This window comes from Bacteroidota bacterium (genome assembly GCA_016721765.1).
GTDB lineage: Bacteria > Bacteroidota > Bacteroidia > UBA4408 > UBA4408 > UBA4408.
This window is the reverse complement of sequence record JADKHO010000002.1, coordinates 1100532-1127087: the sequence shown is the minus strand read 5'-3', so window position 1 is coordinate 1127087 and position 26556 is coordinate 1100532. Positions and strand designations below refer to the sequence as shown.

At 33.2% G+C, this 26556-nt stretch carries 28 protein-coding genes; 21 read left to right on the top strand and 7 right to left on the bottom strand.

The window, feature by feature from the left end:
• Positions 1 to 200: hypothetical protein (locus tag IPP32_12880; protein MBL0048979.1), on the bottom strand; the 200-nt coding region annotated here is incomplete at its 3' end.
• Between the two features lie 70 nt (positions 201 to 270).
• On the opposite strand from IPP32_12880, the gene IPP32_12875 reads away from it, so the two are divergent.
• Positions 271 to 819, top strand: coding sequence for a T9SS type A sorting domain-containing protein (locus IPP32_12875; protein MBL0048978.1), 549 nt, complete (start codon positions 271 to 273; stop codon positions 817 to 819).
• Between the two features lie 6 nt (positions 820 to 825).
• Positions 826 to 1884, top strand: coding sequence for a hypothetical protein (locus IPP32_12870; GenBank protein ID MBL0048977.1), 1059 nt, complete (start codon positions 826 to 828; stop codon positions 1882 to 1884).
• Positions 1885 to 2135: 251 nt separating this feature from the next.
• Here the strand turns inward: IPP32_12870 and IPP32_12865 are convergent, their stop codons facing one another.
• The 3 genes from IPP32_12865 to IPP32_12855 all read right to left on the bottom strand — a co-directional run bounded on the left by IPP32_12865 (position 2136) and on the right by IPP32_12855 (position 3629).
• Positions 2136 to 2579 carry a hypothetical protein gene (locus IPP32_12865; protein MBL0048976.1) on the bottom strand — a complete coding sequence of 148 codons (444 nt, stop codon included), beginning with the start codon at positions 2577 to 2579 and terminating at the stop codon, positions 2136 to 2138.
• Positions 2580 to 3023: 444 nt separating this feature from the next.
• Entirely contained in the window at positions 3024 to 3323 is a 300-nt protein-coding gene (locus IPP32_12860; GenBank protein ID MBL0048975.1) for a hypothetical protein, read from the bottom strand.
• Between the two features lie 24 nt (positions 3324 to 3347).
• Entirely contained in the window at positions 3348 to 3629 is a 282-nt protein-coding gene (locus tag IPP32_12855; GenBank protein ID MBL0048974.1) for a hypothetical protein, read from the bottom strand.
• Between the two features lie 145 nt (positions 3630 to 3774).
• On the opposite strand from IPP32_12855, the gene IPP32_12850 reads away from it, so the two are divergent.
• The 8 genes from IPP32_12850 to IPP32_12815 all read left to right on the top strand — a co-directional run bounded on the left by IPP32_12850 (position 3775) and on the right by IPP32_12815 (position 9802).
• A complete protein-coding gene (locus IPP32_12850) occupies positions 3775 to 4089 on the top strand; it encodes a hypothetical protein (protein ID MBL0048973.1) in 315 nt (104 codons plus the stop codon).
• Positions 4062 to 4598: a hypothetical protein gene (locus IPP32_12845; GenBank protein ID MBL0048972.1), complete on the top strand. Its 537-nt coding sequence runs from the start codon at positions 4062 to 4064 to the stop codon at positions 4596 to 4598. Before IPP32_12850 ends, IPP32_12845 begins: the two co-directional genes overlap by 28 nt.
• The gene (locus tag IPP32_12840; GenBank protein MBL0048971.1) at positions 4595 to 4993 is read left to right on the top strand and encodes a hypothetical protein; all 399 of its coding nucleotides are present in this window, start codon (positions 4595 to 4597) and stop codon (positions 4991 to 4993) included. Before IPP32_12845 ends, IPP32_12840 begins: the two co-directional genes overlap by 4 nt.
• A gap of 653 nt (positions 4994 to 5646) precedes the next feature.
• Complete coding sequence (locus tag IPP32_12835) at positions 5647 to 6861, top strand: site-specific integrase (GenBank protein ID MBL0048970.1); 1215 nt, start codon at positions 5647 to 5649, stop codon at positions 6859 to 6861.
• A gap of 114 nt (positions 6862 to 6975) precedes the next feature.
• Complete coding sequence (locus tag IPP32_12830; GenBank protein MBL0048969.1) at positions 6976 to 7557, top strand: hypothetical protein; 582 nt, start codon at positions 6976 to 6978, stop codon at positions 7555 to 7557.
• Positions 7558 to 7621: 64 nt separating this feature from the next.
• Positions 7622 to 7828, top strand: coding sequence for a hypothetical protein (locus tag IPP32_12825; GenBank protein MBL0048968.1), 207 nt, complete (start codon positions 7622 to 7624; stop codon positions 7826 to 7828).
• An 854-nt stretch (positions 7829 to 8682) separates the two neighbouring features.
• Positions 8683 to 8967 carry a helix-turn-helix domain-containing protein gene (locus IPP32_12820; protein ID MBL0048967.1) on the top strand — a complete coding sequence of 95 codons (285 nt, stop codon included), beginning with the start codon at positions 8683 to 8685 and terminating at the stop codon, positions 8965 to 8967.
• Between the two features lie 379 nt (positions 8968 to 9346).
• Positions 9347 to 9802 carry a hypothetical protein gene (locus IPP32_12815; protein MBL0048966.1) on the top strand — a complete coding sequence of 152 codons (456 nt, stop codon included), beginning with the start codon at positions 9347 to 9349 and terminating at the stop codon, positions 9800 to 9802.
• A 319-nt stretch (positions 9803 to 10121) separates the two neighbouring features.
• Here the strand turns inward: IPP32_12815 and IPP32_12810 are convergent, their stop codons facing one another.
• Both IPP32_12810 and IPP32_12805 read right to left on the bottom strand, forming a co-directional pair.
• Positions 10122 to 10889 (bottom strand): HNH endonuclease, encoded by a 768-nt coding sequence (locus IPP32_12810; GenBank protein MBL0048965.1) that lies wholly within the window; start codon positions 10887 to 10889, stop codon positions 10122 to 10124.
• 483 nt (positions 10890 to 11372) lie between these two features.
• Positions 11373 to 11618: a hypothetical protein gene (locus tag IPP32_12805; GenBank protein ID MBL0048964.1), complete on the bottom strand. Its 246-nt coding sequence runs from the start codon at positions 11616 to 11618 to the stop codon at positions 11373 to 11375.
• Between the two features lie 54 nt (positions 11619 to 11672).
• Between IPP32_12805 and IPP32_12800 the strand changes: the two genes are divergently transcribed.
• The 11 genes from IPP32_12800 to IPP32_12750 all read left to right on the top strand — a co-directional run bounded on the left by IPP32_12800 (position 11673) and on the right by IPP32_12750 (position 23008).
• Positions 11673 to 12149 carry a DUF2442 domain-containing protein gene (locus IPP32_12800; GenBank protein ID MBL0048963.1) on the top strand — a complete coding sequence of 159 codons (477 nt, stop codon included), beginning with the start codon at positions 11673 to 11675 and terminating at the stop codon, positions 12147 to 12149.
• 92 nt (positions 12150 to 12241) lie between these two features.
• Positions 12242 to 12844 (top strand): hypothetical protein, encoded by a 603-nt coding sequence (locus IPP32_12795; protein MBL0048962.1) that lies wholly within the window; start codon positions 12242 to 12244, stop codon positions 12842 to 12844.
• Positions 12845 to 13365: 521 nt separating this feature from the next.
• A complete protein-coding gene (locus tag IPP32_12790) occupies positions 13366 to 14574 on the top strand; it encodes a hypothetical protein (protein MBL0048961.1) in 1209 nt (402 codons plus the stop codon).
• The gene (locus IPP32_12785; protein ID MBL0048960.1) at positions 14549 to 15376 is read left to right on the top strand and encodes a hypothetical protein; all 828 of its coding nucleotides are present in this window, start codon (positions 14549 to 14551) and stop codon (positions 15374 to 15376) included. Before IPP32_12790 ends, IPP32_12785 begins: the two co-directional genes overlap by 26 nt.
• Before the next feature lie 257 nt (positions 15377 to 15633).
• Positions 15634 to 16056: a T9SS type A sorting domain-containing protein gene (locus tag IPP32_12780; GenBank protein MBL0048959.1), complete on the top strand. Its 423-nt coding sequence runs from the start codon at positions 15634 to 15636 to the stop codon at positions 16054 to 16056.
• Positions 16057 to 16318: 262 nt separating this feature from the next.
• Positions 16319 to 16723 carry a hypothetical protein gene (locus IPP32_12775; protein MBL0048958.1) on the top strand — a complete coding sequence of 135 codons (405 nt, stop codon included), beginning with the start codon at positions 16319 to 16321 and terminating at the stop codon, positions 16721 to 16723.
• A 115-nt stretch (positions 16724 to 16838) separates the two neighbouring features.
• Entirely contained in the window at positions 16839 to 17243 is a 405-nt protein-coding gene (locus IPP32_12770; protein ID MBL0048957.1) for a hypothetical protein, read from the top strand.
• Positions 17183 to 18040: a T9SS type A sorting domain-containing protein gene (locus IPP32_12765; protein ID MBL0048956.1), complete on the top strand. Its 858-nt coding sequence runs from the start codon at positions 17183 to 17185 to the stop codon at positions 18038 to 18040. Before IPP32_12770 ends, IPP32_12765 begins: the two co-directional genes overlap by 61 nt.
• A gap of 157 nt (positions 18041 to 18197) precedes the next feature.
• On the top strand, positions 18198 to 20870 hold the full coding sequence (locus IPP32_12760) for a hypothetical protein (protein MBL0048955.1): 2673 nt from the start codon (positions 18198 to 18200) through the stop codon (positions 20868 to 20870).
• A 2-nt stretch (positions 20871 to 20872) separates the two neighbouring features.
• Positions 20873 to 22522, top strand: a complete 1650-nt coding sequence (locus tag IPP32_12755) for a metallophosphoesterase (GenBank protein MBL0048954.1) — start codon at positions 20873 to 20875, stop codon at positions 22520 to 22522.
• Positions 22523 to 22603: 81 nt separating this feature from the next.
• Entirely contained in the window at positions 22604 to 23008 is a 405-nt protein-coding gene (locus IPP32_12750; GenBank protein ID MBL0048953.1) for a hypothetical protein, read from the top strand.
• 579 nt (positions 23009 to 23587) lie between these two features.
• Here the strand turns inward: IPP32_12750 and IPP32_12745 are convergent.
• Positions 23588 to 25948, bottom strand: a complete 2361-nt coding sequence (locus IPP32_12745; GenBank protein ID MBL0048952.1) for a T9SS type A sorting domain-containing protein — start codon at positions 25946 to 25948, stop codon at positions 23588 to 23590.
• Positions 25949 to 26556: the final 608 nt, after the last annotated feature.

Genomic DNA, 26556 nt, shown 5'->3' with positions numbered 1-26556 from the left:
TTTGGCAGCTTTAGCGTATTGGCCAGTTTCACTGCACGTTTCGCATCGCTTATTGAGCTTTCAAAATTACCTTGCTCTCTATTTCGGATACTACTTTTAATTAAATCAGACAACTCTTCTTTGTTTTCAGCCACTGCCAAAGAAGTTGATAATAGAAATAATAAAAAATAAGGAATAAATTTTATAGGAGATAAAAACATAACACAAAAATAATTTTTAATATTATAAATTATTATTTTATTTGTTGCGTATTTCTACTAATTCATCGGCATGAAAACAATTTTTATCGTCACAATTGTTCTGATTTCATCAATGCAAATAGTATTCGGACAAGCTGAAATGAGAAGACCTGTTTTTACTGGTGGAGGCTCTACCAGTAAAGGTGTAGCATTGACTATGGGACAATCATTCGCTGGCAATAAAAAAGCTGGATGCAAAATAATACAAATTGGTGCACAGACAGGTGTTGATTGTGATTCTCTCACCTTTAATGGCAATTGTGATGTTCTTGGCTATTGGGTAAATGGAACTTATATATTAACCGGAATCAAAGAAAAAAACCTTTCAATTTTAACCAATGATTTTAATGTTTATCCAAACCCAACTAATGATTTGCTTTATTTGAGTTCAGCTAGAATGAATTCAGATTTTATTGTACAGCTATATTCCATGAATGGTGAACTTGTGATTACTGACTATTGGGTCAAGGGCGAAACAAAACTTCTCAACATAGAAAATCTTTCACCTGCTATTTATCTGATACGGTTCGTTTCAAAAGATTGGAAAACAATCAATAAAAAATTAATCAATAAACTTTAAAACAAGATGAAAAATTTAATCTTTTCAATAGCAATTATATTAGCAGCAACTTTTGCATTAAATGCACAAACCTCAGTAGTTCCAAATTCAATCAACTTGCAGGCCATAGCTCGTGATGGATCAGGTAATATAGTATCAGGCAATGGAACAACTAACAATATACAGGTAAGACTCACTTTTATTGATAGCATTTCCTCAATAGATACGCTAATAAAATTGATATACAATAGGCCTACTGATGCCTTCGGTCAATTTAATATTGAAGTTTCTCAGCAAACTATTACTTCACAGGTAAATGGTTCATTAACCAATATGAACCAAATTGACTGGAGTAAGGGTAAGAAGAAAATCAAAATTGAATACAATAGTTGTATTGCATGTACATGGAACGATTTAGGAGTTATTGATGCAGCTTCTACCTTTTATGCCTTTCATAGCAGAACAGCAGAGAAACTTACAACAACTGGAAATAATGGTGATGTGCTAAAAAGGGTTAGTGGACAATGGGTTGCTAGTAATGACAACGATAATCAAACGTTATCGCAATCGGGTAACACTGTAACACTTAGCAATAGTGGTGGCTCAGTTAATGTTGACCCAATTCAAGATTATGCAATATTAATTGATTCAGTGGCTAATGGAGTCAGTGGAGGAACCAATACTCCAGGTAGCTGGCAAACAAGAAGGTTAAACGAAATTTCTTCAGTATCAGGAACATCAATTTCTTTGCTTCCAAATAATCAAATACAATTGGCAGTAGGTAAATATTATATTGAAGCAAGTGCCCCAGCTCATCAAGTGGGTGGTCACGCATGTCGTTTTAGCAAGGTAAGTGGTACTGCCACTCCTCCTATATTGTGGGGTAGCACAGAGTATTCTTACAGCGGCGGGGGCACATCAAGGTCAATTATTAAAGGTGTAATAAGTGTTAATACATCATCTATATTTATTATTGAACACTTCACTGAAGTGCAAGCTAATGCAAATGCTTTAGGTGTTAATAGCACTGCTGGCATGGTGGGTCCTAGTATTTTTACGCAAGTTCGCATTCAAAAAATCCAATAATCAACTGAAACCAAGGTTATATTTTGACACATCTGTTATTGGTTAAGTTTATGACGAAGAGTTTGAACTAGTTTCAAATTTATTATGCTAAACACTAAAACATGGTGAAATTATTTGGGTGTATTCTAATTTTTTGGTAGTTGATTTAAAAAATGCTCCTAAAAAAGTAGGAGAACCAACTGAATGGAATATCGAAGAAATGTTGCCTTTGGCTTCTGAAATTCCATCCGCTGGATTACCAGCTAATTTGCCTAAACAGTGTTTCCACTTACATTATATCGTGCTACAAAAATCTCAGTATTTGCGGAATTAGTAAGGGTTATTCCGTTTCCAAAGTTAATCGTGGCATTGAATGTGCCTACAACGTATATTCGATCGTCCTTATCTATTGAAATTCCGTAAATAGTATTATCAAAATAGTGCCCATAAATTGTTCTCACCCATACCAATGAGCCCAAACTATCAGATTTTGCAATAAATCCATTCTTTTGATTTCCTGTCGTTACAGTTGTTCCGGAAAAGGCTACACTTCCACCACTAATACACCCAACATAATAAACATTGTGTCTACTATCGGTTGCTGTTCCATAAGCCTCAATTACGCAAGTCTCCGCGCTTAAGAAAAAATGAAGGGAATCCGCAAGGGTTCCCTTTTTAATTAGCTGGTAATCAGTATAATGAATTTTTAATTGCACCTCCAAAGGTCGGCCCGTCCACCCGATTTTTATATACCTGGAATCAACAAGATGCTCTAGCGCTGAAGTGATTTTGCCAGGTCTAAAATAATCATAAGTGGTCAATTTTTTGGAGCGTTGGAAGATCCTAATTTAGGAGCGCGGAATTCCAAACTTGAATTAATATTCGATAGGTTTTTCCATTCATCGAATTCGTGAAAAATTTTCAAGAGAATCGCCTTCCTTGCTCGCTCGTTGCCTAACTTTACTGTAAAGCATCTAAGTAGATGCACTTTAAACAATGGAGGTTCTTTTATTTGGTTGTGTTAAGTCCCGCAAGGCTGAGTTTCAAAAACTCACACAAAACCAATCCGGCATGAGTTGATGTACAAAGTTAAAGTAAAACGAACTTCTTTGATAACCTGGTAACTTTAGAGAGGAGCCAGGTTTTTTTTTACCTTATAGCTATTTTATACCTAACTTTTCGATGAACTCCTTATCATTTGGGTCATTAATGTACTTGAACATTTGTGCTTTTGACCATTTATCCATATCAATGATAGTAAATTTTCCTTGTACCGCTGCTGTAATAAGCGCTGATGCTTCTAATGGTTTTGGAAACTGAATTACAGCATGAGGATATTTTCCAAAAATGTATGCAGATAAAACATTTTCTGTGGGAGTTCCATCAAAAAAACGACTGTAAGATAAATTTTTAGCCGGTCCATTTGGATCAGACAAAGATTCTTGAATTAGAAAATACATATTACTATGTTATTATTAAAAGATTTAGGATTGAACTAATCTCAAACACTCGGCAGTTATATTCCTTGCTGAAATAAAATTATCATCTGCGGCACCATAAATTGAATAGTCTCCTTTAACGCAAATCGGTATCTCATTTTCCATTTCCCAATCGCTCTTTATAAGTCTTTCTAAATATTCCATCATTTCCTCATTGTTAGAAGATGCAATGAAAATATAATCAATTTGCTCATCGACCATATCTGAAACAAACTCATTATCTATTTTGCCGTCTACAATTATTTTTTTTGCTTCGCTTAAAGTCATCTGATTAATTTTGTTAAATCTAAACATTTTTACTCATTTTTTCTTTGGTACTCTAACGACATATCTTGTCTTATCCTGTATGTACTTTTGTTCTAAAATAAGTATATTGTGAATTCAAAATTGATTATAATACAATCTAAAAAATATGGAAAGAACCCTTGTATATACCGATGAGGTATCAGCACTTAAAGACTTTATTGATAAATACTGTAAAGTGGTTAGAATTGCTTGTGAGGAACTTGATAAAAAGGAATATGACTCAGAAGTACAAAAGCACTATTTCATGTTCCTTGAAAGATTCATTTTTGGATGGCGAGATATAAATTCAATTATGTTAATTGAGGGGGACAAATTCAATTCCCTGTTTTCTGTTCCCATTCTTGTCAGGGCGATTATTAATGACTGTATAGTGGTTCAATACTTGGATTCAAAATGGTCTTTTCGGATTCCGGTGAAATAGCTGATGATACAGAGTTCTTGAAAGTATGTTTCGATTTAGATGGTGCCTTTTTAAACGCTGTGTTTGAAATGGCGGCTCTTGGAGGGATGGGTGCCCCTGAATATAAAGCAAATATTAAGAGTGAATTTCCGGATTATTTTATAGATGGATCTGACAAGGTTCAACATGGAAAACTAACTACCAAGGACGCATACACTAAAGTTATTGGCAATGCACTGTTATCGGAGGATAGAAAAGCTAAGATGTTAGATTCCTACTATCTTTTTAAATATTATTCTCAATACGAACATTGCTCTCCACTCACCAAACATCGCTTGTATAAGGATGATAGGGTTAATTTTCATCAATTTTTGACCGCATTTGCTATAACTGTTTCTTGTGGACATTTAATTTTGCAAAGATTGAAATATGACGGTGCAAAAGTGGACGAATTAGCACAACTTTATGTCGATATATTTGAATTTTTTAATCAAAAACATGAAGCAGAAATCCAATCAATTCTAGAATGAAAAAACCATTTCCAACAGCAGAAGAGTTCCTGGATATTCAAGATAAATTTTTACTTGATATCAGGGATGAGTATGATTTAAAAAAAGTAGCATCAACTGAGTTCATTCAATTGCTTGTAAATTCAGGAGAAAAGGAGTCATACTACATTTTTGGCTACGATTTCAAGTTATCACCATTGCCTTTGAGCCATAAAACACCTGATTTATTGGTGATTTTTTTTAGAAAATATTCAGATGAACACAAGAATAAAATGGAACGTTTATTCAAAGACCTTGACACTAATTTTAGAGCATCAATGAAGGCAATGAATTTTAAGATTTCCATACATACGTTTAGAACACCTAATAGCAAGTTCGACAATGGCAAAAAGATATATTTTAAAAGATTAAAGTAATATCCCTTTAGTACGAGGGTCTCACAACTCTCTGATTTGTAAATACTTACAGGGGTGCTTCCTTTTACCCCTAAAATTTAACACATTTCTGGAGCGCTGGAGAAGCTTTTGTTGGGGTCTGGAGCGCTCAAGGTATTTGCATAGAACTGATGAAGTTTTTTTCAACCTTGTCTCAAAGCAGGAATCAATGGTTTCAACCTCTTCTCTAAAAACACCTCAACCGCTGCGACCCAATGATAATCTTTTGCATCTTTTACATTAAACAAGATCACCTCTGCGTCATCGGATGATTCCAAGTCTTTAATCGAATGAATATCATTTCAGGTATTATGAACACATATTTTATTTCAAGCGGAAGGGATGAAAAAAGGACGATTTTGAGTTTAGCAAGTAATAGGGGATAGGACCCCAAAAAGCCGCATTGAAGCGGCTTTTTTAGTGTAATAAATGCCCAAGTTGAATCTATACCCTCAGGGTTAAGGGTCTGAGTCAAGGAACTTCTCTTATGCCTAATGAAAATCATAATTAATTGAAAATCAGTATAAATATAAAATGCAACTACATTTATTAATGGAAAAAAGCCTAAAAATGTTTAAGCTATGTTTAACCCCTTTCGTTTTTTTTTGTATTTTTACGGGGCAAATGCAAAATGTATGACCAAGGCCAAAATCATCCTGTATAAAAATAAACGCAATAAAACCAAGCATCCTCTTGCTTTGCGCATAACCAAGAATAGAAAATCCAAGTATATGTATTTGGGCGTTTCAATAAGTGAAGAGGATTGGAATGCTGAGGAAAGCAGAGTTAAAAAATCTCATCCGAATTATAAGCAGATCAACCATCTGATATTAAAAAAATTAACCTCGTTGGATGATATCATTCTCGATTCGGAAGCCAATGAAAAAAATTCAACTATTCTTGAGATAAAGAAGCAAGCGAAGCGAGAGAAAGTGCATAATTCGTTTTTTGAATTTGCTAAGGAACAATTTGAAACCCTTAAAATGCTTGGTAAATATAATGATGCCATTAGCAGTGAATCCCGTATAAAATATTTTAAGGAATTTGTTGGCGGTGTTGATATACATTTCAAAGATATTACTGTTTCACTTCTGGAAAAGTTTAAAGTGTATTTAAAAGTACACAGGGGAGTGGGGGAGAGGACAATTACCAATTACATGATTAAAATTCGTTCCTTGTATAATAAAGCAATCAGAGAAGGGCTTGCTTATCAGGTTGATTATCCTTTCGGAGGTAATCAAATAAAAATCAGGATACAGGATGGTCTTAAAATTGGTTTGGATGAACAGGAGATAAAAGCAATTGAAAATTTGAACCTGATGGAAGGAACTCCCATTTCACATGCCAGAAATTTATGGCTCTTTTCTTTTTATATGGCAGGTATGCGCATTTCCGATGTGCTTAGGGTAAGGTGGAGCGATATTGCAACCGGTCGATTAAATTATACTATGGGTAAAAATAGTAAGGCGGTAACCGTTAAAATTCCGGATAAAGTAGTTTTGATTTTAAATCAGTACAGCGAACAAAAAATAGCAAATTCTGATTTTGTGTTTCCGGACTTAAAAAAGGCGGATCTTGAAAACTCTAGGGATTTGTATGTAAAAATTCACACGGCAACCCGGCGAGTGAACAATTATTTGAAGGAAATTGCGAAGCTGGCAAAAGTTGAAAAGCAGTTATCCTGCCATATTTCCCGCCATTCTTTTGGAAATATAGCGGGGGATAAAATTTCGCCACAGATGCTTCAAAAATTATATCGGCACTCTGATATTAGAACCACCATGGGCTACCAAGCTAACTTTATTCACAAGAGTGCAGATGAGGCGCTGGATGCAGTTTTAAATTTCTAATTTGAAAATGCAATTTTCTAAATCCTCCCATATTTAAATGGATGTTAGTGCTTTTTGATTTCGAAAAATGAGATAGGCATTTCGACTTTCTTCAATTTATTTAATACCTAAAAGGTGGATAAAGTAAAAATAACTTTCTTCGGCATTGGTTGCAGGGTAGCAATCGGCAAATTTAATCCTGAAGATTGGGAAAGGCTTCATGGGATAGCTGAAATACTCGCAGTTCCATTGAGTGAAGCAGTTTTTGATTCCACTTTTTTTGTGCATTTGGCTGACAGCAATTACAAACAATGGTTTGACTTGGGCAACCATTTCAAAGTTTTTGGATTGCTTAATAATTATCAAAGTACCATCGAAATTCGTATTAATGGCAAGAAGCAACGCAAAATTCTTTCGAATGACTTGATAGATGATAACTTGCTATTCCCGCTTTATAAAACTGATATTTTAGCATCATCGAAATTTCATCAGGACAAAGGTGATTTAATCATTGTAGAAAAAGAAATAGGAACGCTTGCAAATTATAGATTTGAAACTGAAAGCTTTTCGATTGATAAATTATATTTCTCCCTGCAGTCCATCCACCTGAGCATAGACATGAAATTTTCGCTTTTGACTAATTTAAGTTACGCTGGAAAAGAATTGATTAGTAAAAAGTCCGATACGCTTGTTAAGGAAAGATTTGCATTACTATAATTTGAGATTAAATTCAGTTTATCTTTGGAATACAATAGTTGTTTGAACCTTAATAAATTAAAATATGAAAGAACATAAAATTGGCACATACAAAGTAAGAGTTCGCAATTTAACTATAGAGGATGCAGTAGAGTTCAACACTACCACAATTGATAAGCATACACGAATTATTGAAGTATTTCACCCAGATGGCAAAAATGCTAAGGGAATTTATCAATCGGATGCCGAGTCAATAATTACTGCTCAAAAAAGAATTGAAGTTAACTTGTGATCATTTTCGAAAAGAATATCCTTAAATAATATACATAGGCCAAGATTTCATAAGCAAAAACCTTTTACAGGAAAGATTTGCTTTGATAGTTGCAACACATAAAATCTCTAACCAAAATTTTATTATCCTAACAATAAAACTAATCAAACACAGATTATAGGTTATTTTGAATTTATTTTTGCCACTATCCTGTTTAGTGCAGAATTAGCACCAAATCGAATTTCTTATTAGCGATTTTTTATTTTGTTTTTCTTGAATATCTGTGTGCAGAGAAAACATAAAGCATAAAATCAAAACCAAATCTTCTATTGGAATATTCAATTATGCTTTAAAAAACGGGATCGCTTAATTGAAATAAAATTCCTTAAGTATAACAAACGCTTTTTTATAATTAAAACAGGATGAATTCTTCCCGTTATAATCAAGATATGAATTAAGTTTTTGATTGAAAAATCAACACTTTCAAAATTAAATTCCTTCAGAATCAAAGCATTTTTCATTTTTATTAACAAATTGATTTTGTTTCATTTAAGCAACAAAATTGATTTCCGAAAAAAATAATTGCCGGTCATTGAATCCTATTTAATGTTACCGGAAAAGAATTTACATTCTTAAAAGCCGCGTCAAATCATAATAATCCGTAATTCTTCACTATGATATTACATGTTTAACAAATAGACATTCAAAATTATATGACTATTTTAAGAAAATTATTTATTGCCGGCAAACCTTTACCGGTAAGTCTTTTAAGCCATAACTGAAAGTTAGTAAATATTTTTTCCTCTCGGCAAAATCCTCTTTTTGAGATTTAATTTTATGTTGTAAAATTCACTTAACAACAATAGATTATTTAAATGGAATTAATCGTTATAGATTCAGAAGCATTTCAGCAATTAAAGATTGATATGAAAATGATGATAAAACAGGCAGTTACTGAAGCCAAATTTGAGCTATTAAAAAAGCAAGAAGACGATTTAGTAAGTTGGGAAGAAGCAAAGAAAATCTTGCCCTATAAATCAAAATCCTCATGGCAAGAATTCCGTGACAGCGGCAAAATAAAGTTCGAACAAATCGGTAGAAAAATCATGTACTCTAAAAAGAGCCTCATTGAGTTTTTGAAACAAAAGAATAAATTTTAACCAGATATAAATAAAATGATAGCTAGAAAATGTTTAAACCCAGAGTGCCCAAATCCGGATGTAGAAATCAGGCGCACAAATAAGCTCTTTTGTGACCTAAAGTGCAAAAATAGATATACTTATCTAACCAAATTATTTCTTAATCCCTATGAAATTGAAATGGCAAAACACCGGAATAACAACAACACCATTCTTAAATTCCTACTGAACAATGGTCATTCAAAAATTGGTGTTCTGGAACTGACTACACTCGGCTTTTATTTTCCGGCTTGCTTCGGTTCCACAAGAAACTATAACACATATGAAGTATTTCGCTTTAATGACATTGAAATATACCAAGACTCTAATTCTAATATTCACCTATCTAAAATTAATAACGATGACACAATTTGCTAGTACATTTAATTTTTATGCGCATCCTCTTTCAATACCGGAAATTGGTAGGCTTCAAATCCTTCAGGAAAAATTTAGTGGAACTACTTTCCTGTCGAAAGAAAGTCTTGCTGGTATATCTCCCGAAAAATATGCAGTAATTAAGGCAATTCAAGCTTCCCAAAAAATAAATCCATTAGGAGCTGCCACCGTTGAAAAAATTAAACCATTTACTGTTGAGGATTTTCTAATATGGGGATTAATTATAGGTGGAGTAATAGTAATTTTTATTGTTGCTAATCAAATTTATGATTCACGAAATAAGAAGGAAGAAGTGTTAGATTTTAGTAAGTTCAAATTAAGGAATACCGAAATAATACCGGAACAAAGAGAATCTTATGATAACACTAACGAAAACACCATTCGTATGAGTGAAGTCCTGGATGCTGAGGAAAACGACTAAATCTTTTCGTATTTGATCAGTCTGAAAAGCGCGTTAATTCTCATGGTAAAGCACTTATGTCAAAATAAGAAGCGTTGACATCGATCAGAATCAAATCATAGCTAATTCCTCCAATCAGATTAATTATCAAGTCAAATTTTAAGCCATCACCTTTTAAAAATTTCATTCCTGTGCCATTCCAAATTTTCACGTGATGGCATGTAGCTTTTATTTTGCGGTAATAAAATGCTTTTTCCAGCGAAAGATCGAATGCTGTTGATTGATGAATTTTCTGTAAAACTTGAAGATACTATTTCTTCATAATTATTATTGATGCTTATCAATCCCTGTCAAAGGCACGATGCAGATTAGGACATAAGGCAATGCCATTTGTAATCGTGTCATTGTGAGACAGGGCAAATGATTTTATGTGGCAGGCATCCACCATTTGAATATCATACCCAGAAACAATGCGCATACCGCTAATGCAGCAAGTGTAATTGTAGATCTGAGGCACAAGCTTTTTAAAGACTCCACCGCGCACAAAAATCTCCTCCTCATTTGCTTTTTCTATCTTATTCTGATAAACGCCTGCCGAATCATGTAGAATTTCCTGAGCCACTTGATTAAATAATCCAGACTGGTCATAATTTATATGACCGGCACTAAAATACTTCTGCAAAATCAAATGGTGAAGATATTCCCGGCTCTTTTTGTTTAACAATAAAACAAATAGAGCCTCGTCCAAATAAGCATAAGCAAGCACATCTTTTAACTGAGAAAAACTTCTGATGGAAGAAGAATTTGTAAGGGCAATTTCCTTTCCAACCCAAGTTTTTAAATGCCAGAAATTATCCGAGATCAGATGATAAAAAGGCAATGAAAAATTGGGTTTGAAAAACTCCTGCTTGACTAAAACATTCCAGTTGTCTTTGAAGCGTGCAACCAGCTCCGGTGTGATTTCTATTTTGTTTTCAATAATCTCCCTTGCATCAATTGTCTGAATAATGGATAAAAGTAAAATTGGTTTATGTGGTGCTTTACTCCCATTTTTGGTAGCGCGATTTAATTTACAAAGGGCTTTCGAATAATAGGTTAATGCAAGCATTTGATTCGGTTGCCTGTAAATGTATAATTTTAATGGAAATCCGATGTGTTCTTTTTTTTAATACAATTATGAACGAACCCAATCAATTAGTTTAGGAATTGTTTCAGGTGCAGGTTTAAATTTAAGGATAAATAATCCTGGATGGATAATTTTTTAAAGGGATATCAACTAAAATAAAACAATATAAATCGTTAATTAAATTTATGCAAAGCATAAACTAAATAGCATATTTAATTTCAGGTTTAAATCCAGTACGTAAAAATTATATGGGAAATACTGATAACACTATATGCCGGTAGTATTAAGTAATATGGAAATTCATATTACTTATTTTATAAAAAAAAATCCAATTAATTGCTGCTCTTTAGGAATATGAAAAATAGGAATTAAGCTTTTTTAAGCGGAGCTAATTGTTTTTAATTGATTAAAAGCGATTTTCAGCGGTTTTAATTTTATATAAAATACCCGGATAATATGGCACTTTCATAAGAATAAATTGCAATAAAACAGGTTGGAGCAAAAAATGGGAGATGGACCTTCCGTCATCAAACCACCGCTTATATTTTCAGTCAGCCAATTCAATAAAATATGCACTATCGAAAATTGCTTCGGATAAAGGAGCAGCAAAGATTTTGCCGCCTTATGAAATTTCACCCATTGCTCGGTGGAAAACTTTCCGATTGCAATTTTGCATCCAACACCAAAGAAGGTTATTTTTACTTTATCCACTTATCTAATATTTGACAGAATAATCAAGCACTAAAGTAGTTAACTATTTCTCAAATGAAACAATCAAAAACACATTATACAGTTTCGACAAGATGTCCAGAAAGTATCGAATTAATGAACTCATATTGGGATAAATGGAATCCTCCAAGTGCCAAGATAACTGCTGAATTTATTAAGGAAAAAGAGGAGCATATAAAGTATATGGATAGAATGGGAAGAATACTTAGAAGAGAGGCTTTTATAAATAATTGTATCGGTTTTGGATGGACTGAAAAGCTTCCTAAACACCGAGTTGTCAAAGTGAGTTATTTATACGGTTACAAGCTAAGAATAACCTTTGATAACGATGTAGAACGGAATTTAGACTTCGAGAGATTTGTATTCAGTCCTAAGTATGAAAAATTTGAACCTTTACAGAACATAGAAGAGTTTAAAAAAGTAGCAGTAGACCATGATGAACTTTACTGGGATGAATTTGTCCTTGATATTAAAGCAGATGACCTGTATAGATGGGATTTTGTTTCGTATTAATTTCGACTTCTGGTAGTGACGTGTTGAAAATTAAACTTTGATATATTTGCTGAAATACGTGCTTCATAATGAGAAAGGATTACAATCAGGCAATGGAAGACCGTCTTCAAAAAATGAATGAAGATGAGCTAACAGAAATGTTTCTTTACGGTATTACAAAAGAGATTTTCCCAAATGATGAAAATGATGCGTTCAGAAGATATATTTTGGAAGATGAAAATTTTGTTGATTGGCTTTTGAAGTTATTTGTTAGGCAGGGGCTTTATACTTTCTCAAACAATAAGTATGAGTTTACAAATAAATATTCAGTTGTTAAAAGAATAGGAGGGTGGGCTAATTATAGGAACAGACAGCTGCGGGATGAGGAAAGAACCGCAACATTGGAACAAACTGGCATTGATGCTAATATAAATACCGTAAAAACAAACAAAATTCAGGTTGGGTTTTCCTTACTAATGATGTTCTTTGTGCTTGTTAATTTGTTGTATGTGGCATTCGGTTACGATGTAGCTAAAAAATCACAAGAAGACCATGTACAAGATGAGATATTAAAATCGGGCTTGCAGCGATTAGATTCAACCCAAAAAATGATTTTAAATTCAATTCAGAACTATGTTTCTTTTCAAAAGCAACAATCGCAACAAGACAGCCTAATGAAAACAAAAACATTAAAAACCGTTTCAAAAAAACCTTAATTATCATCTTTATTTTTATCACGTAGTAGCCTTTACTGGTCTTTTAGTTACAGGATTATTGTGTAAATAATTAAGTCGCTGTTCCATCCTTTCATTGGTTGATAGTTCTACAGGATTATTATCTTGTTGCCAAAACTGGTTCTTGGTATTATTAGAATTTCTTCTTCCATTTTCTTCAAACATTTTAACAACCATTCTCTCCGGCTTTCTTTAGGATTTTCAAGAATGGCTCCCAGTAGTTTAAAGGAGGTGATTTTTTTCATGTCACGCATAATATCTTCCAACTTTGCAAATGGTAGTTGGAATGTACAAGATTGGTCTAGTTTATCTGCATACCCCGTAAAAATACGGGGTAAATTATTAAGTAATTCACTTTAAATTGCCGAAATTAAATTTTAACCTTCATCATTTTTATAGACGATACTAAAAATGAATAGAAGTAGTTTAATCTGAAATTATTTTTAATTTTGATAGTAATGCCTTTTACTAAATTTATTTCTTTACATAAAAAAATATTGACCTTGAAAAAAATCCGCCCGCGCTTTCTCTTATTTTTGTTAATTGGCGTTTTTCAAGCAAATTTTTCCAATGCACAATTGGGCAGTTATGTTTTCACTAAGGATACAGCAACATACATAACCATTACTGGGGGCACAGCGTTGGGACCTACTCAATCCTCATCACCAGTAGGTCCATATAGTAGCTATTTTTTTGGCAATTTGGCGAACCTTAATGGGTCTTCAAATTCCGCCCCTTTACCTGGTTTTCCTATCGGATTTAATTTTGTTTTTGATGGGAATACGTTCGACAGATTTATTATTGGTAGTGATGGTTGGATAAAATTGGGGAATAGCGGACAATCTATTAGTACCTGTGGTGGTTTTACAAGTATAAATTATATGTATTCTACCATGGCACTGTCTGCGATAAGTTGTGCAACAAATATTATCTCCATTTTTCGAATCGATCTATCTACTTGGGAATTAGTGCCGCAGGCATCAGGAGTCGGAAGATTAAGGTATTTGTTATCGGGAACTTCGCCTTCCCGTAAACTCATTATTCAATGGGAAAAATTTAATTTATTCCACTCTTGGAATGCAGGCGAATTTTATAAAGTAAATTTTCAGCTTACACTAAATGAAGGAACCAATTCCATTCAATTTCACTATGGACCAATGACTAATCATTATGGCATATCAGATTCACTTGGAATTGAAGTTGGAATAAAAGGGTTGGGACAATTTAATGGCTTAATGTGCCAAGCTGATTCAAGCTGGGATTCAACTCAGGTTTTTTTAGGAACACCTGCGAAATGCAATCTTTCTCCAACTGTTAAACCTTCAAATGGATTGCGTTTTACCTTAAGCCCCGGGTCAGTTTGTGCTGGTACACCCAATGCAGGAGTTGCTATTTCCAATTTAAAATATGTATGTCCTTCTGATAACGATACCATTTCACTTGTTGGAAATGATTATGGTGCAGGAATAAGTTATAAATGGGAATCCTCAAATGACACCCTTCTATGGTCGCCGATTAGTGGAAAAATTAATCGATTTATGGTTGTGAATCAAAGCGCAACAAAATATTATCGCTGTATTGTAAGTTGTTCGTCCGGAAGTTCTGATACATCTGAATTTGTAAAGGTAACTCAAAAGCAAGCTTATTTATGCAGTTTATGCAAAGGGTCGACTGCCACCTGTAAATTTGCAGGTAATACTTCTCCCCTTTAACGATATAAAGATTATTGGAACTAGTTTTAATTTTAATTCCACTAATTCAAAATATTATGATTGTCAGTTCAGTGGCTCAGTATCTAATAACAGTACTTGTTTTGATCCTATTGATTCCAATACTGCTAATTTAATTCAAGGATTGAGTTACGTTTTAAATTTTACGCCAGGTATTAAGGCATATTATCCAAGTATCTGGGCAGATTATAATCACGATGGTCTCTTGTCATCAGCAGAATTCATCTTGCTAACGGATAGCTTGATGCCTTTTGTTTCGCATAATATTTCATTTACCATTCCAAGCTTGGCTTTTAATGGATTTACAGAGTTTAGGTTTATGACCAGTGAGTCTAGAACCGAAGTTATTACAGCTTCCGGTTCATGTACCTCAAAATCAGCTTGGTTTGGATGCGATTTTATTTTTACCATAGGGTCTCAATTGCCCTGTGTTAGCCCACCAACCGCTGGTTTTGTAACAATAAACAAAAACAATCTTTGTGCAAGCGATAATGCCATTATTTCACTCTTAGGCAGTTCAACTGGTTTAGGGCAAACCTACAATTGGCAATATTCTTTGGATGCAATAAACTGGCTGCCGACAGCGAATAACACTAATCCAAATATTACTCCAACGCATTTAGCCGACACAATTTATTACAGATGTGTTTTGAATTGTAGTGGAATTGATGCCTACTCCAACATTTTAAAAGTATACTATAAAAAAGTTACCTGTGTTATTGTTACAATAACCTTGGAGGCAGTTCCTGTGCTGCTTCTGATTTTATTCTTAAAACTGAACTAGTTGGAACTGCACTCAATAATTCAGATACATTATGTAATCTGCAAAGTGGAAGCAACCAAAGTATATTTGAAGCATCGCTAAATACAACAGGTGTTGTTAGCCAATTATCAAGCTACAAGCTTTTAGTTACCTGTTCTAAATCCAACACAAATGTCTCTGCATGGATTGATTATGATCATTCAGGCACTTTTACTACTGGAGAGTACATTCATTTTCCTAACCAAACGATAGCGTATGTTCCGGATACCACTACATTTTTGGTCCCTTCAAATGCACTCCTCGGTATAACAGGTTTACGTATTAGAAGTCATTCACTTCCGGGCAATAATTTCTCTTGGGCCGCGTGTACATTTTCAACCTTCGGGGAATTGGAAGATTATTTTGTTACGATTGATTTGTTCAACAAAGTGAAAGAAATAGAAACCAAAGAAATAAAAATAATAGCATACCCCAACCCTGCAAGCCAACAATTAACCATTAAAATTGATGGAACAATTAAAGGCAATGTACGCTTAAAAATGTTAAATATAAATGGCAAAGAAGTGTATACAAAGGAAATTTTAAATTTAAAAAATACAGATAGGATACTGCTTAATCTAAGCAGTTATACCGAAGGAATTTATATTTTGCAGTTGGTGTATAATGAAGGGGTTGTGATGCAAAAAGTCATAATTGAATAATAATAGACAATATGCATAGTCAAAAATTGTATGCTCAAAAGTATGTTCGTTTTTCGGTTAAGCAGCAACTTACTATTGATGTTTGAAATGTTGCAATGGGAATTTATTTTTTGAAATTGAGTAACACAAATTATGTCGCAACAATAAGACTAATTATTGATTTAAGAAAAAACATATTTGCAATTAAGTTAAATTGCTTTAGTGCTTATTCATCCCATTTTTTACAATTAAATTAATTAACTAACAAAATCCTTATCCAATTATGAAAACAAACCTTAAAAAATTAGTAACAATAATAATTTTTACAGTAGGTGTTTGCACTAACACATTTGCACAAACCTTTCAATGGGCTAAAAGTTTTGGTGGGGCAACTAATGAGGCCGGTAATGCTCTAGCAATGGATCAATCTGGTAATATTTTAATTGCCGGAAATTTCACAAGCACTGTTGATTTTGATCCAGGTGCGGGGATTTACAATATGATTGCGCCATTTGGTTTGAGCGATTTGTTTGTTACCAAACTCGATCCTTTGGGTAATTTCATTTGGGCTAAGAAAATTGAAGGAACAGGTATTGTTGGAATAAGGGCTTTTATATTGGATACAGCCGGAAATCTTCTAATTAGCGGATTTTTAAGGGAACAGCTGATTTTGATCGGATACAAGTAGCTATCACCTGACATCTAATGGGAATTCTGATTTTTTTGTTTGCAAATGGGATTCAAATGGCGCTTTTATCTGGGCTAAAAATTTCGGTAATTCTGATGATAATTTTATGATGATAATGGCGCTTGATAAGAGCAATAATGTTTTCCTTTCCGGTGGTTTTACAAATACAATTGATTTTGATCCGGATACCGGAATTTATAATTTGGTTTCCTCGGGCAATAATGATATTTACGTTTTAAAATTAAACTCTAATGGTATTTTTAAATGGGCTCACCGATTTGGAAGTACCGGATGGGATTACACTACAACAATAGTTATAGATAAAAGTAACCGCATCTGGCTCACCGGTGCTTTTGAAAATCAAATAGATTTTGATCCGGGTGCCGGGGTTTTTAATTTAACTGCAACTGGCACAGTGAATAATTTTATAGAAAAATTAGATACAGCCGGGAATTTTATTTGGGCAGGCAAAATTGCGGCGACAGGAAGTACAAATTTAGTTTCTCAAAATCGACCATAGATAGATTTGGAAATTTTTTGCTTTCAGGCAGTTTTTCAGGTTCAGTTGACTTTAATCCAGGTGCAGCTGCTAATAATTTTACACAAACGCTTGGTAATGCTAATGGATTTTTGTTAAAATTGGATTCTGCAGGAAACTATATAAGAAACCTTCAGTATGTAACGGATCATGGTGAAGTTTTTTGGAAATCATTGTTAACTGATGTTTCGGGAAACCTTTATGCTACCGGTGGATTTGAAGGAACGACTGATTTTGATTCTGGGATTGGCACGATTAATTATACTGCAGACTTTGGCTATCCCCAAATATTTATTTTAAAATTGGATTCGGGTGGTATTTTCTTATCCATAAAAGTGATGGGAAAAAGTCAGGTGTATAATTTCGTTGCTGCAACCATGTTCGATAAATTCGAAACATCCCTCTATGTAACTGGTGGTTTAGCGGATACTCTTGACTTTAACCCTCCCTTCGCAAACAACCTTATTGCGGTTGGAATGCAAGATGCATTTGTTGCAAAATATACTATTGGCGGAGTTGGAATTGACGACAATAAAAATTTAGGTCCCAATTACCTCATTTATCCCAACCCAACATCTGGCAGGTTAACAATAAATTTAAAAGAGCAAACAAAATATGCAGAAGTAAGCATATTAAATTCACTCGGGCAAGAACTTAGCACTACAAAGTATTTCAACATTTCATCGCTTGAAATGCAATTGGAAGGAGCAATGGGCTTATATTTTGTAAGGATAAAAACAGATAGTAAAATAACTTGTTTGAAAGTGATGAAAGAATAGGTTTTATAAAAAAGTTATTTGAAAATAATCACGGTTTTATTATGAAATATCATATCAAGAGATTAAATGCTCGTTATTTAATTGAAGAAAGTGTTAGCTGTTTTTTACAAAAAATAAATGTAAATGGAGTTTAAAAAGGACAAAATATTTATCAATTATGAATCTATCTAATTTAGGAATCCATATAGCATTTTCGAAGTATCCTTTAGGTAAAGAGGCTGAGTATTTTGAAAGCTTAAAGTTACTCTACAATAATTATAGAGATAATATAATTAAATATTTGAAATTAAACACAGATACAAAAGCTGAAGATATAGTAGCAGCCGAAAAACTATATACCCCTTGTAAATTTCATTTGTTTTCACATTTTGATATTGCATTTATTTCTTTTGTGGATAATTTCAAATTCCCTCAACGGGTTTTTGAACCTGTTACAAAAAATAATGAAAACATAAAAAGTGTTTCTTATCAGATACTGTCTGGCGGCATAATTACAACTTCAAATTCTCAATCTCCTTTTTTTATTTTTGAATCTAATGCAGAATTCATTAAAATAATTCAATTAAAAATAAACAATGGCCTGCTGATTGGCAATGGATCTATTTTGTTTGAAGAATGTGTGAAACTAGTAGAAGGTGAATTAATTAGATCTGGGGTATCCAAATATTTATTAATAAACTCTTTTAATTGGGGGGAATTTACAATTATATGTGTCAATGTTACTCCAAATGTATTAGCAAAATGTTTGATGCGTATTCGTTTATTGACAATTGATAAGATTGAAAATCAAGTTTTGAATAAACAAATAAAGAAAAATAGTTTATACAATCAATGGGCTTTAGGAGAGTTAACTGGGGCACATTTATTTAGCGAAACATTCTCCTATTTAGGTGTAAATTATGATAATTATCTAAAATTAAATCCAAAAATACATTTCAATACAACTATTGAGTGGCAAATAAAACCGGGGCATTTTCCATTTTTTGCTAAGGCAATGAAAAATTCTCCTTTAGATTTTGATACGAAATTTACGAAAGCTTATTTTAAAAATGGTAAAACGGATTATCTGATTTTCGAAAAAAAGCCGAAACTCCTTGAATCAAATCAAGAGCTATTTAAAATCCTCCGGAAAAACAAAGGAAGTATTTTGTCACATATAAGAAAAATTAAAACAAAGCCATTGTTTTCAATTGATGATGACGTTATAAAGGAATTAAATAAAGTTAGTAAATCAGCAATTGAAGGCCCTTGTGATATTACTAAATATTTGGCAGCATATAAAATATTGGAACCCAAGGAAGTGGCAATATACCTGCGAAAATTGAATGTGTCGCGAAATACGCGAAAAAAAATTAATAAAATAATATACAATTATAACCTAGGTATTGAAGACCCGATACTGTTTATTTATTTTATTGACTTATACAGATTATTAAAACAGTTTATTGAAGATTTGAAACATTTATCTAATGAGACTGAAAATTCAATACTGAAAGGGAATTTTGCAAGTGAACTAAATTCTAAAACTTACATTCCACTAAAAACCGTTATTATTCAAAAGGAACTAATAAATATTTATGTAAATGTTTTTCAAGAAGCTTTAGAGGACCGAATTTTAAACAATTACAATTATGAAGATATTAATGAATTTAGTCTCGACATCAATAGCTCACTTACTAATGTAGTGAGTTCAATTGATTCAATAATTAAATTTTATGGTGCATGTTTCAGAGATAATAAAGGCAATTCAATTATAACCACAATCAACGAAAATGAAACAGTCTCAAATAAGTTAGCAGTAAACTATAACATAGAACATATTACAAATGTTCCCCTAATTTTTGCAACACTAATTAAGGAAATTCTAAATGTACAACAATTGCAATACAGCATTGAAAATAGTACTAATTTTAAAAATTTAAATATTGAATTTGCAAATGCTTTATCGCAATTACCGGCAGGGGAGATAAATTTTCTAAATGAATTTTTAAAGGCAATAAGCTTTGCGTATTTTGAAATTGATTATAAAAAATATTATTTAACTTTTTTAAAAGACACTAATTTATATATTTTTTGGCATTGGACTTATGCGTTGCAATGTACACACCTTTATAGTTCTATCGGGTATTTTGACGAGCATTATTTCACCCGAGAATTGTTTCGATTGATTTTGATTATTAAAGCAGTGGATCAGTCTAAAGTAGAAGAATTATCGTGCCCAATTCCGGAACTGAGAACCTATTGGGATAAATACTTTAATAGAATTCTCAGCATTGTGGAAATAATTGCAGAAACGAATGCATTTAAGGAAATGTGTAAAAGCTTAAAAAACCAAACTTTTTCTGTCTTGGATAATCTTTCAAATAAAGCAGCCCCTCATAAGGAAGTTATTGTAATATCGTATAATAAAGTTGAAGATTTTTTATCTCGGCTTTTTGCCAATAGTAGCATTAATTCTGATCTGAATCATGATGACTTCTACAAAGAAATAAAATCTCAACTCTCTGTTTCAATGGAATCATTTCACTCATCTGAATCTTCATTTTATCGCAATTTAACTTATATATCATTCTATAATCTTAAATACATACAGAAAAAATTTGACTCTAAACATAATGTTTTAAGGAGGGATTATTCCACCGGAAAACCGCTTGAACATTTCTTAATAAATAATAAGAAATGGTACATCGATCCTTTTGGCGGTTTTTTCGTAAATGATTTTGATGAAAGGAAGGAAAATATGAAAATCAACAATGATATGCTTTATCTAATTTGGCACATCGGTACATTATTAAAAAAGGAAAATTTTAAAATTGATTTAGCAAATTAAATATGAGAATCCTTACTTTTTCAGATGTTCATTATAAAGAAGGTTATAATAATAATCGATTTATTAAAAATTATATTGCCGCTTTTAAATCCAAAATAGAATCGCTAATTGAGGAAAAGGAAATTGATTTGTGTGTTATCGGTGGAGATATATCATTTTCAGGTTCTGTAATTCAGTATCAAGAATTCGCTGAAATGATTAGAAATGTAATTCCAAAGGAAATCCCAATCTTTAGTATTGTCGGTAATCATGAAGTTGATTGGACTTCCCTTTCGGCTGCATTAGGCGATAAAACCTTACTAGATTTATTTGAGATTCCTAAAAGTGAAATAAACAAAAATATTAACGAATTTAAAAAGGTATTCTCCAATTACTTTTTATGTTTTCAAAGGGACATTAATAAAACAGCTTCATTAAGCTTTTCGTATAAATTTAGCGATAAACATTATGCAGGTTATGTTTATAATGAGGAAGAAGAAGTTCTTATTTTACTTTTGAATAGCGCTTGGTATTCTTTTGGCCCAGGAGTTGTAAAAGGCTTTTATGAAAAGTGGATTAGTGATAAAAGCAACATAGAGATTAAAAATCAAGCATTTTCACTTTTGGGTGACGCACTATCTCAAGAGGGTAAACAATCCTATTTTTTGGACCACTTTCCATATTTTACTGAGGTTAATGATTTGCTTGAAAATAAACCTTCTACTAAAGTTATAACATTTGCTCATCACCCTCCTTCTTGGTTAAAATGGGATGAGTTGTATAATGATAAAAATTATAAAAGAGATTTTTCTACCCTAATTAATATGTCGGATGCATTAGTTACAGGTCATGTGCATAATCCGGTATCGATGCCCTCAGTTCTCCAGAATAAGTGTTTCCATTTTAATAATGGAATATTCATGGATTATCATTTTATTGATGAAGACGCAGATAAAGACAACCCGGATGATATATTTCCTAATAATTGGTTTAATATTTTGGATATTGAAAGCACCGAGATAAGTCATTCTTCCTACAAATTTTTTGCGGAAAAAAAGACTGTCAAAAATGTGTCGTTTGAATATCATTGGAAAAAGAAAAATGATGAGGATTCGGTTTACTATTTTAAAGATTTAAAAAAGGTTTCTGCATCAGCTGTTGGACAAAAAAATAGCCCCAAAAAAGTAAAGAATAAGAACCTTGCTGAACCTATAATTCCATTTTTTCCAAAAACGATTGAGGAATTGATAAAAATACTTAAAAATAAAAGGAAGAATGCTTTTATGAATCCCAACCCGGAGATTAAAAGGTTGGACTTAACTGAACCCGTGGAATTGCTCTTCAACAATGAAGTTTATTGTATTTTAGTGAATAAATTGGACGATTTTTTTTCCCATATACATGCTTCTGAAACTTATGAAGAATTGAAACAAAATCACCTCTTTAAGCGTATACTTGAAAAAATTGAAAATGAACCGGATGGAAAATTGCCAATTATTGCTTTTTACGATCTGTTGCGAACAGTAAATGAGGAAGATACAGATGCGTTTGAATCTTATGAACAAAGTCGTTTTATAACTTTTCAAGCTTTTAAACATAGATTTTTTGTGAATTTTCCGGCATTACATAAATTTACCGAATTAAATATTGTATTTGACACAATTTTGCAGTAAAATGAGCGTTAATTTTATAAAATATTCTTATACTTGCACTCCCCAATTTTTTGATATCACTAATTTCTATACTAACGAGTTATGGCAAACGAAATAATCTTAAATGCTAAAAAGCAATTTGTTGCTTATATAGAAAAAAGTTTCAATATAAACCCTAATTACAGAGTGGATTACCTTGTCAACAATTTTCTTTTCGATTCAATAACCCTTCTAAGAGATATAAAAGTTGATGGTTTCGATAAAAATTTGTTATTAGATTATTCTTCAAAAAATAAAAAGCAGGAAGATTTTGTTAAGGCCGCATTAGTAGAATTTACAACACAACTTTATAAAAGCCGCGCTAAAACCGCCTTGCGTTACACCATTCCAGCCGATGAACTTAATTCGGTGGATGATATTTTTTTGGGGCTAGAATTTTCAGGTAATAATGATACAAGTTACTCTAATTTACCTTCTGCTTTGTCTTTAGCAACTTTTAATGTTTGAATTCCTCCCCTTAGGTTGCCTGATTTTTCTTCAATTCGTTTTACAAAGGGCTTCATTTTGAGTTAAAAAGGATACTGCTGGTGCAGTGTTTTAAAGAATAAAGCTTACGATATGTGCGAAAAAAGGGAACGCATTATAGACTGTCCAGCAAAACTTCTCGTTTGAGTTATTCAAAGCTAAGCGGTTACGGATGATTTAAAATAAACAGCTCATTACCCAAATGTATTTTTTAAATCAGAACTTGTGTTTATTGCATTACAAACACAAACTTTTACTCTCCTCGTTTTTAAATGACGAAGAGTGCGAGTAAATATGACCGGTGCAGTTCTTAAGAATCCTTCCTTTTTTGTTGTTATTGGTATAGTTTCACGAGTTGGGATTCCCTGTTAAGTCATAAGATTGCATCGTTCAAAGATTTAACTTTTCCATTGTTTTTCTAAATAAATTAGTTGGTAAACTGTGCAAGAGTTAGTTCATACTTCAAGAAAAAACAGACAATGAGAAATTGAAAAATTTAGATTGGAAAAGTATCTTTTTATGTTCAGTTTTTTAAGGTTATCGTCATAAAAAATAATCAAATTATTCAATTATTATTTTTCGGTTGATTATTTCGCCCTGCAAAATCACTTGGAGAAAATAAATCCCCTTAATAATGTGAGACACATCAATTACACTTTCCTTAAGGTTTGAATTTTGAATGATTTGCTCCTCAAAAATTGTTTGCCCTGCAAGGTTTAATAACTTGATTTGTGTATTTCTGACTGCAGAATTTGGAAGCGAAATCTTTAGTTCTTTTGAAGCAGGATTAGGCCAAATGTTCAATTGAGTCCCTTCATAACCTGAAGGTAATTTTGTAGGAAAATCAATACTTACAAAAAAATCTTCGGTTTCACCTACGTTGAAAAATGTGCAAGCATAGTTGGGCGAAAAAAATGGGGGAGATGGAGGACGGCCTGACCTTACTCTCATTCGTGTGGTTCCGATTGGTATTCCTGCGGGTACTGTAAAAACTACAGAACTGTAATTGAATGAAGTCATTGTGTCAATTGAAATGTATTCGGAATTCGAAAACTGGCCATCCTGATTATAATCTATCCACGCCGAAATTGGCAAACCATTTTGTACAACAGAGACTTCAATGGTGTAGCTTTGCGTCCTTAATAAAGTTGCAGTTGTAGATACTGTTAAAGGGTAGGCAGTATAGACATTGTATGGTGAAGCTCCGACTAAATTGCATGTATTAACAGAATTATTATTAAAAGGAGTATTCAATATCTTTACCCTATCAATATTAGAGCTTATAAAACATCCATCGCCACCAAGATTGTTAGTGCAATAACTGCATACTGAATTATTCTGAACTAGCATGCTTGTTGAAACTGAAGAGATTCCACCACAAGTTAAGACACAGTGATAATAAACAGGGCCTGCAATTAGCGCGGAATACATAGTGTCATTTGTACCACTGATATTCATCCAATTCAAATTATCGGTAGAAGATTGCCATTGATAGGATTGCCCCACACCATTCGAAAATCCATACATTGAAACTTGTGCCGTATCACCTGTGCATAAAACGGCATTAACTGCATATGCGGTTCCTGCTTGCGGAGGAGATATACAAGCAGAACCCTGAAGAACGTTGATGAGGTAATCTTCTGTTTCACCTTTGAAATAAGTACCACAAGACGACTGAGTTCCATTTACTATTTCGATTAATACAATACGCATTTTTGTAATACCGGTTAGTGATGTGTAGGGAATCACAACATTCCTACTCAATATATTATTTGCGTTGGTAGTATTGCCAAATGCATAATGCTCATCGGAATCAAATATAGCATTGTGATTATGGTCAATATAAACATCTATATAACTAGGGGTCGTAACTGAACCACTTGTTATTTGGGTAATGGTCATCGGATTACTTATCCCCTGTGTTACGGTGATTGGAGACAAGCCTGTAAAATCGGTATATTTCTTTGCTGAATTCATATTGTTTACAGCAGGTGTCCCTACTCCATTGTTTAATGTTAAAAAATTTACATTGCCTATATCTCCGCCTGTTTGAACGTTAGCTGCGGAACTACAGAAACAATACACAAAGTTAATCGTTGGAACAAGCAAAGCAGCGGTTGTATCACTAAATGCCCCACACTTTACCACGCAGCGATAGTAAGTATCGTTTGTTTGTTTGCCATTATAGGCAATGTAATTGGCACCACTCAAAAGAGACCAGTTGATATTATCGGGAGAAGATTCCCATTGGTAGCTATAGCTGGGTGCATAAGGGCAACCTGTGAGTTTAAGATTGATAGTTGTCACTGCACAAAGCGGTCCATTCAAATTTGAAACTGCTCCTGCAACCGGAACTCCACTGCACCCGGAGCCCTGAATTAAGTTAACAGTATAATCTTCCGTTTCACCATCAAAGGATGAGCAAGCATTCAAGGGCCCATTAGGATCCAAGAAAAAGTTACTTCTAATTCTCATACGTGTATTGCCTGTCAATGCTGGAGCTGGAATAGTAATCGAGGCCATTGAGGGAAAGTTCACAATTGTGGTGTCGTCCAATAGTGTCCATTCGTTCGCATCGAATGTGTAGTTATGATCATAATCAATCCAAACGGATACATTGGCCATATAAGAGCATTTCAAAAGCACTTGATAAGTCTGTCCAATCTCCAAGTTGGCTGTAGTGTTGCCTGTGGCCGGATAAAAAGTATAAGCAGTTCCCGTGAGTGCAGCACATCCAGTTCCTAAATTAGTGAGTGTTGTACCGGCAATTGAAAAATCTTCAATTTGATAGCCAAAGCAAGCACCAACCTGGGTTGGAGGGCAATACTGTGCATTTGCTATAGTTGCAAAGAAAAGCAAAATTGGTAATGCAACATAAATCATCCTGCAGGAGATTTTTCTTTTGTTTATATTTTGGCTCATTTGTATAAGTAAATTAACTGATGAATTACATTATTAATTTGCTGTTAAGATTTGACTAGCACAGGTAAATTTAGTAAACAAATTCGAATCTATACTTCGCCAAATTAATGTTTGTATTGCACTTCTCTCTTCTCTCGCAAGGCTGTGACTTGTGCGTTTATTTAATTCTTTTTCCAACGAATATATTGTTCTAATTAGGAAACTCAATATCAATAAATCTCTCAACTCCCGCATAATCGTTTGAGCAGACTTCGGCGAGAGGGAATAATATTGGGGATTGAGTACCTGGTATTAGCCAAAGAAATATTTTATAACAATAACGCACAAGTCAGCAGACTTGCGCGAGAGGGGGTTTTGATTACATTAGCGCACAAGTCAGAAAGACTTGCGCGAGTGGGGATAGATATTTTTGCAAACTTTTCCATGAACAAGTCCATTTTATAGTTAATAGTGAAAGACTAGAAGGAATGATGAACTCTTAATAGAATAAAAGCCCTTAGTAAAACTAAAGGCTTTCACTTTTTGGAAAATTCAAAATCTACTTCAAAAATACACAAGGTAATATTTCGAGTAATCGCTTCAACTATTTTTCCACAAAAACAAATGAT

Coding starts and splice junctions, on each gene's coding strand:
- IPP32_12875 (MBL0048978.1), top strand. CDS start 271: ATGAAAACAATTTTTATCGTCACAATTGTTCTGATTTCATCAATGCAA.
- IPP32_12870 (MBL0048977.1), top strand. CDS start 826: ATGAAAAATTTAATCTTTTCAATAGCAATTATATTAGCAGCAACTTTT.
- IPP32_12860 (MBL0048975.1), bottom strand. CDS start 3,323: ATGTATTTTCTAATTCAAGAATCTTTGTCTGATCCAAATGGACCGGCT.
- IPP32_12855 (MBL0048974.1), bottom strand. CDS start 3,629: ATGACTTTAAGCGAAGCAAAAAAAATAATTGTAGACGGCAAAATAGAT.
- IPP32_12850 (MBL0048973.1), top strand. CDS start 3,775: ATGGAAAGAACCCTTGTATATACCGATGAGGTATCAGCACTTAAAGAC.
- IPP32_12845 (MBL0048972.1), top strand. CDS start 4,062: ATGGTCTTTTCGGATTCCGGTGAAATAGCTGATGATACAGAGTTCTTG.
- IPP32_12840 (MBL0048971.1), top strand. CDS start 4,595: ATGAAAAAACCATTTCCAACAGCAGAAGAGTTCCTGGATATTCAAGAT.
- IPP32_12835 (MBL0048970.1), top strand. CDS start 5,647: ATGACCAAGGCCAAAATCATCCTGTATAAAAATAAACGCAATAAAACC.
- IPP32_12825 (MBL0048968.1), top strand. CDS start 7,622: ATGAAAGAACATAAAATTGGCACATACAAAGTAAGAGTTCGCAATTTA.
- IPP32_12820 (MBL0048967.1), top strand. CDS start 8,683: ATGGAATTAATCGTTATAGATTCAGAAGCATTTCAGCAATTAAAGATT.
- IPP32_12815 (MBL0048966.1), top strand. CDS start 9,347: ATGACACAATTTGCTAGTACATTTAATTTTTATGCGCATCCTCTTTCA.
- IPP32_12810 (MBL0048965.1), bottom strand. CDS start 10,889: ATGCTTGCATTAACCTATTATTCGAAAGCCCTTTGTAAATTAAATCGC.
- IPP32_12800 (MBL0048963.1), top strand. CDS start 11,673: ATGAAACAATCAAAAACACATTATACAGTTTCGACAAGATGTCCAGAA.
- IPP32_12795 (MBL0048962.1), top strand. CDS start 12,242: ATGGAAGACCGTCTTCAAAAAATGAATGAAGATGAGCTAACAGAAATG.
- IPP32_12775 (MBL0048958.1), top strand. CDS start 16,319: ATGAAAACAAACCTTAAAAAATTAGTAACAATAATAATTTTTACAGTA.
- IPP32_12770 (MBL0048957.1), top strand. CDS start 16,839: ATGGCGCTTGATAAGAGCAATAATGTTTTCCTTTCCGGTGGTTTTACA.
- IPP32_12760 (MBL0048955.1), top strand. CDS start 18,198: ATGAATCTATCTAATTTAGGAATCCATATAGCATTTTCGAAGTATCCT.
- IPP32_12755 (MBL0048954.1), top strand. CDS start 20,873: ATGAGAATCCTTACTTTTTCAGATGTTCATTATAAAGAAGGTTATAAT.
- IPP32_12750 (MBL0048953.1), top strand. CDS start 22,604: ATGGCAAACGAAATAATCTTAAATGCTAAAAAGCAATTTGTTGCTTAT.
- IPP32_12745 (MBL0048952.1), bottom strand. CDS start 25,948: ATGAGCCAAAATATAAACAAAAGAAAAATCTCCTGCAGGATGATTTAT.